7 protein-coding genes are annotated in these 5204 nt (G+C 59.4%); 2 read left to right on the top strand and 5 right to left on the bottom strand.

What is annotated here, in order from left to right:
- Positions 1-80: 80 nt before the first annotated feature.
- From X738_RS88650 to X738_RS80165, 4 genes are all read right to left on the bottom strand, one after another.
- On the bottom strand, positions 81-215 hold the full coding sequence (locus X738_RS88650; RefSeq protein ID WP_280812045.1) for a hypothetical protein: 135 nt from the start codon (positions 213-215) through the stop codon (positions 81-83).
- Positions 178-858, bottom strand: a complete 681-nt coding sequence (locus X738_RS88160; RefSeq protein WP_306455011.1) for a gamma-glutamylcyclotransferase — start codon at positions 856-858, stop codon at positions 178-180. Before X738_RS88160 ends, X738_RS88650 begins: the two co-directional genes overlap by 38 nt.
- A gap of 678 nt (positions 859-1536) precedes the next feature.
- Positions 1537-1833, bottom strand: coding sequence for an excalibur calcium-binding domain-containing protein (locus tag X738_RS89570; protein WP_084833999.1), 297 nt, complete (start codon positions 1831-1833; stop codon positions 1537-1539).
- An 80-nt stretch (positions 1834-1913) separates the two neighbouring features.
- Positions 1914-2636, bottom strand: a complete 723-nt coding sequence (locus X738_RS80165; protein WP_245277903.1) for a thermonuclease family protein — start codon at positions 2634-2636, stop codon at positions 1914-1916.
- A 345-nt stretch (positions 2637-2981) separates the two neighbouring features.
- On the opposite strand from X738_RS80165, the gene X738_RS0145230 reads away from it, so the two are divergent.
- Both X738_RS0145230 and X738_RS89580 read left to right on the top strand, forming a co-directional pair.
- The gene (locus X738_RS0145230; RefSeq protein WP_031257151.1) at positions 2982-3188 is read left to right on the top strand and encodes a KTSC domain-containing protein; all 207 of its coding nucleotides are present in this window, start codon (positions 2982-2984) and stop codon (positions 3186-3188) included.
- Positions 3189-4071: 883 nt separating this feature from the next.
- Entirely contained in the window at positions 4072-4320 is a 249-nt protein-coding gene (locus tag X738_RS89580; RefSeq protein WP_023804210.1) for a DUF982 domain-containing protein, read from the top strand.
- Between the two features lie 371 nt (positions 4321-4691).
- Here the strand turns inward: X738_RS89580 and X738_RS88170 are convergent, their stop codons facing one another.
- The gene (locus tag X738_RS88170; RefSeq protein ID WP_280812043.1) at positions 4692-5201 is read right to left on the bottom strand and encodes a class I SAM-dependent methyltransferase; all 510 of its coding nucleotides are present in this window, start codon (positions 5199-5201) and stop codon (positions 4692-4694) included.
- Positions 5202-5204 lie beyond the last annotated feature (3 nt).

Consider the following 5204-nt stretch of genomic DNA (forward strand, 5'->3'; position numbering starts at 1 on the left):
TTGGAGCCGCCTTCTGCGCCGGGTACCAAGCGTCAGGTTTTCATCACTAGTGGTCATGGTCTGAGTTGAGTCCCGTTGGCTCATTTCGCGGGAAGATCTTCGGCCGTCGACGCTTCGATGCGTTCGGCTACCAGCTCCTGCAAACGCCACAATTGGCTGTCGTGAATCCCCATACCTTCAAGGTGACTTACAGTGCTGTGGAGATAGTCGGCCATGGAACCCCACGGACCGCACGCGACCGCGAGCGCGTCGGCGATCTGTTCCAGCGACAGCCCGCGGACANTCGGCCATGGAACCCCACGGACCGCACGCGACCGCGAGCGCGTCGGCGATCTGTTCCAGCGACAGCCCGCGGACATAGCGTCCGCTGTTCCGGTTAATCACAAAGGTGATCGCGTGGAGCGGTCGGTTCTCGCTGCGAACATTCACCCAACGCGGCGAATGAGCGGACGGCTTGGCGCGCATCTCACGACGAAAGAGCCTGCCGAGATTGGCCTCGATAGCATCCGGCGGNGCGCCCTTGCACTGCCCGCCACGGTCGAGCGACAACATGAGACCGGGTTTGCTGTCTGATCCTCGAAACCACCGGTCCCAACCCAGGCAGAAGGAGCGGTGCCACCCGGGCACGAAGCCCACCCGCTGCTCCGCGAAATCACAGGCCGGGTTCCACATCAGCGATCCATAGGCAAAGAGCCAGACGTCATCAGCCGACGGTGCGGCGGCAAGTATCGCCCGGACAGTGTCATCATGGTCGGCGTCGGACGGCGCGGTGAAGGGCTGTGGGAGAGAATCGTCCACGCTGAGGACTTTGGCGACCAGCTCGGGCGTTAGCCGCATTCGACTTGGTTTCGGGACCATCGCTCGCTACACTCGCAGCAGTCGACCAAGGCATCAAGTGTCAGATTCGCATCACGGCGTGGCAGGGTGTGCCACACCCCTGACAAGATCGCAGGTGTTCCGAATGCCGGCCCTTGCACACAGGCGGACCGAGAGCGTTTGGCCATCATATCAAATCAGCAAAACAAGGCTGTGTCCGGCGACGCCTTGGGCGTATTTCTTATAGGCGTGCCCGTCTCACCACGAAACCGAGATCGCAATTCTCAAAGGGCGGTGTGGCGCGCCAAAAACCTAGTCCGCCCTGTCGCGCAATGGCACCCGCCGCTAGGCTTCCAGAATTTCGTCACCGGTCGACCTTGTCAATGTTGACCGCAGCGGTCGCAAATTGCCCGTCACGGTGCGTGCGTCATCATCGACGTGAGCAACCTCGCCAGTTAGGTCGATCCTCTAACCGGCCTTCGCCTTGCTATCGATGATAGAATGCGGAAAATTGTAGGTCGGAATAGTGACGCTAACGCGGTCCTCGCTGATCTGCCTCAAAACATTGGCAGTGATTGCCGCCTTGTCGCCGACGTCAATGTCCCGCGCCATGCCGAGAATTTGACCGAGTGCTGACCTAGCTTGAGTGGCCCGACAGCCTATCGGGGTGACCAGCGGGCCGCAACATTCGTCGGTTCACATCACTGAGCGGCAGTAAGATCAGCACAACGACTCACACGGTATTCCATCGCTGTCCCGATCGAGCTTGCCGCCCCAAGAGCAATTCTCAAGATACCACCGCGCCTCACCGCAAGAGCTGATTCGCGAACACGTTAACCGCGGCTGGCAAGACCAACTCTGCGCGAGCACCGTCGGCCGGGTCGTCATTCGCGAGAATTGCGTCCCCGTGCTCGAAATAACGTTCCGCGGTTTGTTCGTGTGTTCCCCGCGTAACGGCGAGTTACTCACGGACAACACTGACAGCGCCGTCACCAAGGTAATCACTGATTGCTTCATAGTTCCCCCACGCCTCGCGCCCTTCGCATATCGCCCACACGACCATGGACTTACAAAGCGGCCTCCCCTGCCCCAGATTCCTATCGCTTCGATCGTCGCCACCCCGCCGAACGGGCATCTGCTTCTGAGCAAAACCACCGTTCGCCTTTTGATTCCGAAATCCGGGTCGCGTCGTAGAATTTCTGTCCTGGCAAGTGATAGATGCGCCCGCCGTCGGCTGAAATGTTGCCTTTTATCTTGCACCCGATGTTGCCGGTGGCGAAGAGCGGGGCGCTCGTCGACTTCTCGATGGCAATGTGCTCAGCCCGCCACTCCCACGGCACCTGGAACGATCCCGACCAGATTCCGCGCGCCGCTGCCTTCGCGAGCGCCTGCTGACCTGCATAGGCGCCGCTGCTATATTTCGGCCAATCGAGGGCATGGCCGTTCTCGACCAACCAGCCGGCGATGTTGACCCCGTCGCCACGCGAGCAGTTGCCGACATAACGGCCATAGCTATCCCAACTGGCGAACTCGCAGCGCACCGAGCGGGATTCGGAAAGAAAGCCGTCAAGAGCCGCGGCTGCCTTCGCGCCGCATTGGTATCGGAAGCCCCTCGCGTCGTCGCATTGTTGGGAAGACTCGGGCGCATCAATGCCATTGAAGCGGATCCGCTGGCCGTGAATTTCGATCGTGTCGCCGTCGATCACAGATGCGATGCCGGCAATCGGATCCGCACCAAGCATCGAACCCAGCAACGGCGTCAAGGATACCGCAGGCCCGCCCTCAAAAACGAAATAGCCGGCGATCCCCAGCGCCGTCACAATCGCCAACAGCCTCTGCGGCTGTCGAAAGGCCGACCGCCTAGCATTTCGTTTTAAACGCATGAGGTATCCCCCGACACCATCGGAGGATCATGCCGTGATTGGCCCTTGTTGTCGAATCCGTCCAGCGAGCGGCCGAATGCAATGCTTTGCTGAGGCCCCGCGATTAGCAACAGCGCCGTTCGTGGCGGATCTGAGGGAGAGATGGCGCGCGGGCATTCTAATTCCGAGGACTGCAGCGGCTCGCTTTTGCGGCCGCAACGGAACCTTTATCGGCCGCTAATCTTCATTCACGAGCAACAGATATTGTCCCTTGGTGTCTGCTGAAGACCAGGTGGGAACTTCTTGCCGTCTACCTCGATACGCAAAACGGAATACGATCCGGAACGCAGAACCCTTTCGGTGTGGTTCGTGGCCAGCGGTAAATGCCTTCAGTTTGAGGACGTGCCGCCGGAGAGCTTCGCCGAGTTCCGAGCCGCCTTCGCCAAGGGCCGCTTCTTCAACGATCACATCCGAAACCACTTCCGCTACCGTTTGGTTGGTTCCCAATAACGAGCTTCAATGGCCCAATCTGTCTAAAGCCGATGGAGAGGTTCTAATCATTCCTCGCGCCTGCGATTCAGCAACGAAGTGCGGTCTTTTTGGTGTATGATAATGCCGCACGAACAAAATCTCTGGGCGAAGGGGGTTTGTCATGCCGATTCGTGGAAGAGCCGAGGATGTGGGTGTCTTCAACCCGTCCGAGCTGGCGCTACTTGGCCGCGTGTTCAATCGCTTGAGGATTGACGGTCAATCGGAACAACAACGCGAAACGCTCGCGTCCCGAATTATTGCCAATTACATGGCCGGAGTGGTGGACGAGGAAGAACTTCTGTCGGCTTNCGAAACGCTCGCGTCCCGAATTATTGCCAATTACATGGCCGGAGTGGTGGACGAGGAAGAACTTCTGTCGGCTTCGAAACAAGCGCTGGGGCGGTAAGCGACTGGCATGACCGGAAATGAGAGCCGGTCAGAGAACTCGATCGAGCCGCCGCTGTGATCCCGCCTCTACCAAACATGTGAGCATCCCCTAATTTACTCATCATGAGACTCCTCTGGTTCTCTCCCTCCGTCTACGTGAAGGCGAAACCTGTCGAGGGAGCCGCTGAGGAACTCGTGGCGTGGGACACAAAGGGCTCGAAATGGACGAAGGCGGTCCAATCCTGCGTGGGCGCGTTCGAGGGCAGAGTGCCCCCAGGCGAGCGTGTATCTGTCGCCTGAGTAGGAGGTGCCATGGCAAGTCTTTGGTTCGTCCCTCCGGTGTTCGTGAAGACTGAAACGGAAGGTGCCAGGCATGGCTGCAGCAATGCGAGGGCAGCCCTTGAGCAGCTCAAGACGTGGACCCGGAGAGGACCTCACTGGCACAAGGCGTGGACCNGCCTGAGTAGGAGGTGCCATGGCAAGTCTTTGGTTCGTCCCTCCGGTGTTCGTGAAGACTGAAACGGAAGGCGCCAGGCATGGCTGCAGCAATGCGAGGGCAGCCCTTGAGCAGCTCAAGACGTGGACCCGGAGAGGACCTCACTGGCACAAGGCGTGGACCCTCTGCCTGTCAGCACTGGAGGGCGATCCGATTGACCCTCACGTGATCCGAAAGGCTTTCGTGGCTGCCGCTAAGGAGGCGGAGATGTATCTCTCGCCTGAGTAGGAGGTATCATCCATTGGTTTCACCCTCCGGTCTTTATCGAAACCGACCAACCTGGGCTCACCTTCGTCTGCACCAATGTCGAGGGTGCCGCTATAGAACTCATGAAGTGGACCAAGCGGGGACCTAAGTGGAAGGCGGTCGATGTCTGCATGGGCCTCATTGAAGGCGAGCGCACGCCCGCCTTCGAGGTTGCTGCCAAGGAGGAGGGGCTGCTACGCTCCTCCTCTAATTAGGCTCGCTTTGCGTGGGCGCTTGTTGAACACCGGATGCCGCAGAGTCAGCTGCGCTATTTGCATGCGAGCACGACGTGAGCCTCTTGGGGGAACATCAGCTCTCCTGCAGTTGAATAGATTGCCAGCGAGGAACTTACATCACCCATGATTGCTGCGATGACTGCGTCCCGCTGTCCGGCATCCATTCCGCTGACCAGCCCAGCCTGCGGAGTCGCTGCCAGCTGTAGTCGCACATATTCCTTTGACGAGGGGAATCGGATGTTCTGTTTCGTCGTGTGGATGGTCACCTGACGAAATCCCGCCCCGGCCACCAATCGGTAAAGCTCGTCCGCATCGGCGAGTGAATGCTCGGACCGTTTCGTTGCCGAAGCGCCTGGNGATGGTCACCTGACGAAATCCCGCCCCGGCCACCAATCGGTAAAGCTCGTCCGCATCGGCGAGTGAATGCTCGGACCGTTTCGTTGCCGAAGCGCCTGGACCGAGATGGCGATCCAAGGCGTCCGCCAGCGCCTTTGCCGCAGGAGTGCGCTCAATAGCGCTGAAAACGCTTAAGGCCAGTCGGCCGTCAGGCACCAGCACCCGGAACATCTCACGTAGCGCACTCGATCGGTCCGGAAAAAACTGCAGTCCGAGTTGGCAAAGAACCAGATC

The sequence above is a fragment of the Mesorhizobium sp. L48C026A00 genome, assembly GCF_000502375.1.
Classification (GTDB): Bacteria; Pseudomonadota; Alphaproteobacteria; order Rhizobiales; family Rhizobiaceae; genus Mesorhizobium; species Mesorhizobium muleiense.

Coding starts and splice junctions, on each gene's coding strand:
- X738_RS88650 (WP_280812045.1), bottom strand. CDS start 215: ATGGCCGACTATCTCCACAGCACTGTAAGTCACCTTGAAGGTATGGGG.
- X738_RS89570 (WP_084833999.1), bottom strand. CDS start 1,833: ATGAAGCAATCAGTGATTACCTTGGTGACGGCGCTGTCAGTGTTGTCC.
- X738_RS89580 (WP_023804210.1), top strand. CDS start 4,072: ATGGCAAGTCTTTGGTTCGTCCCTCCGGTGTTCGTGAAGACTGAAACG.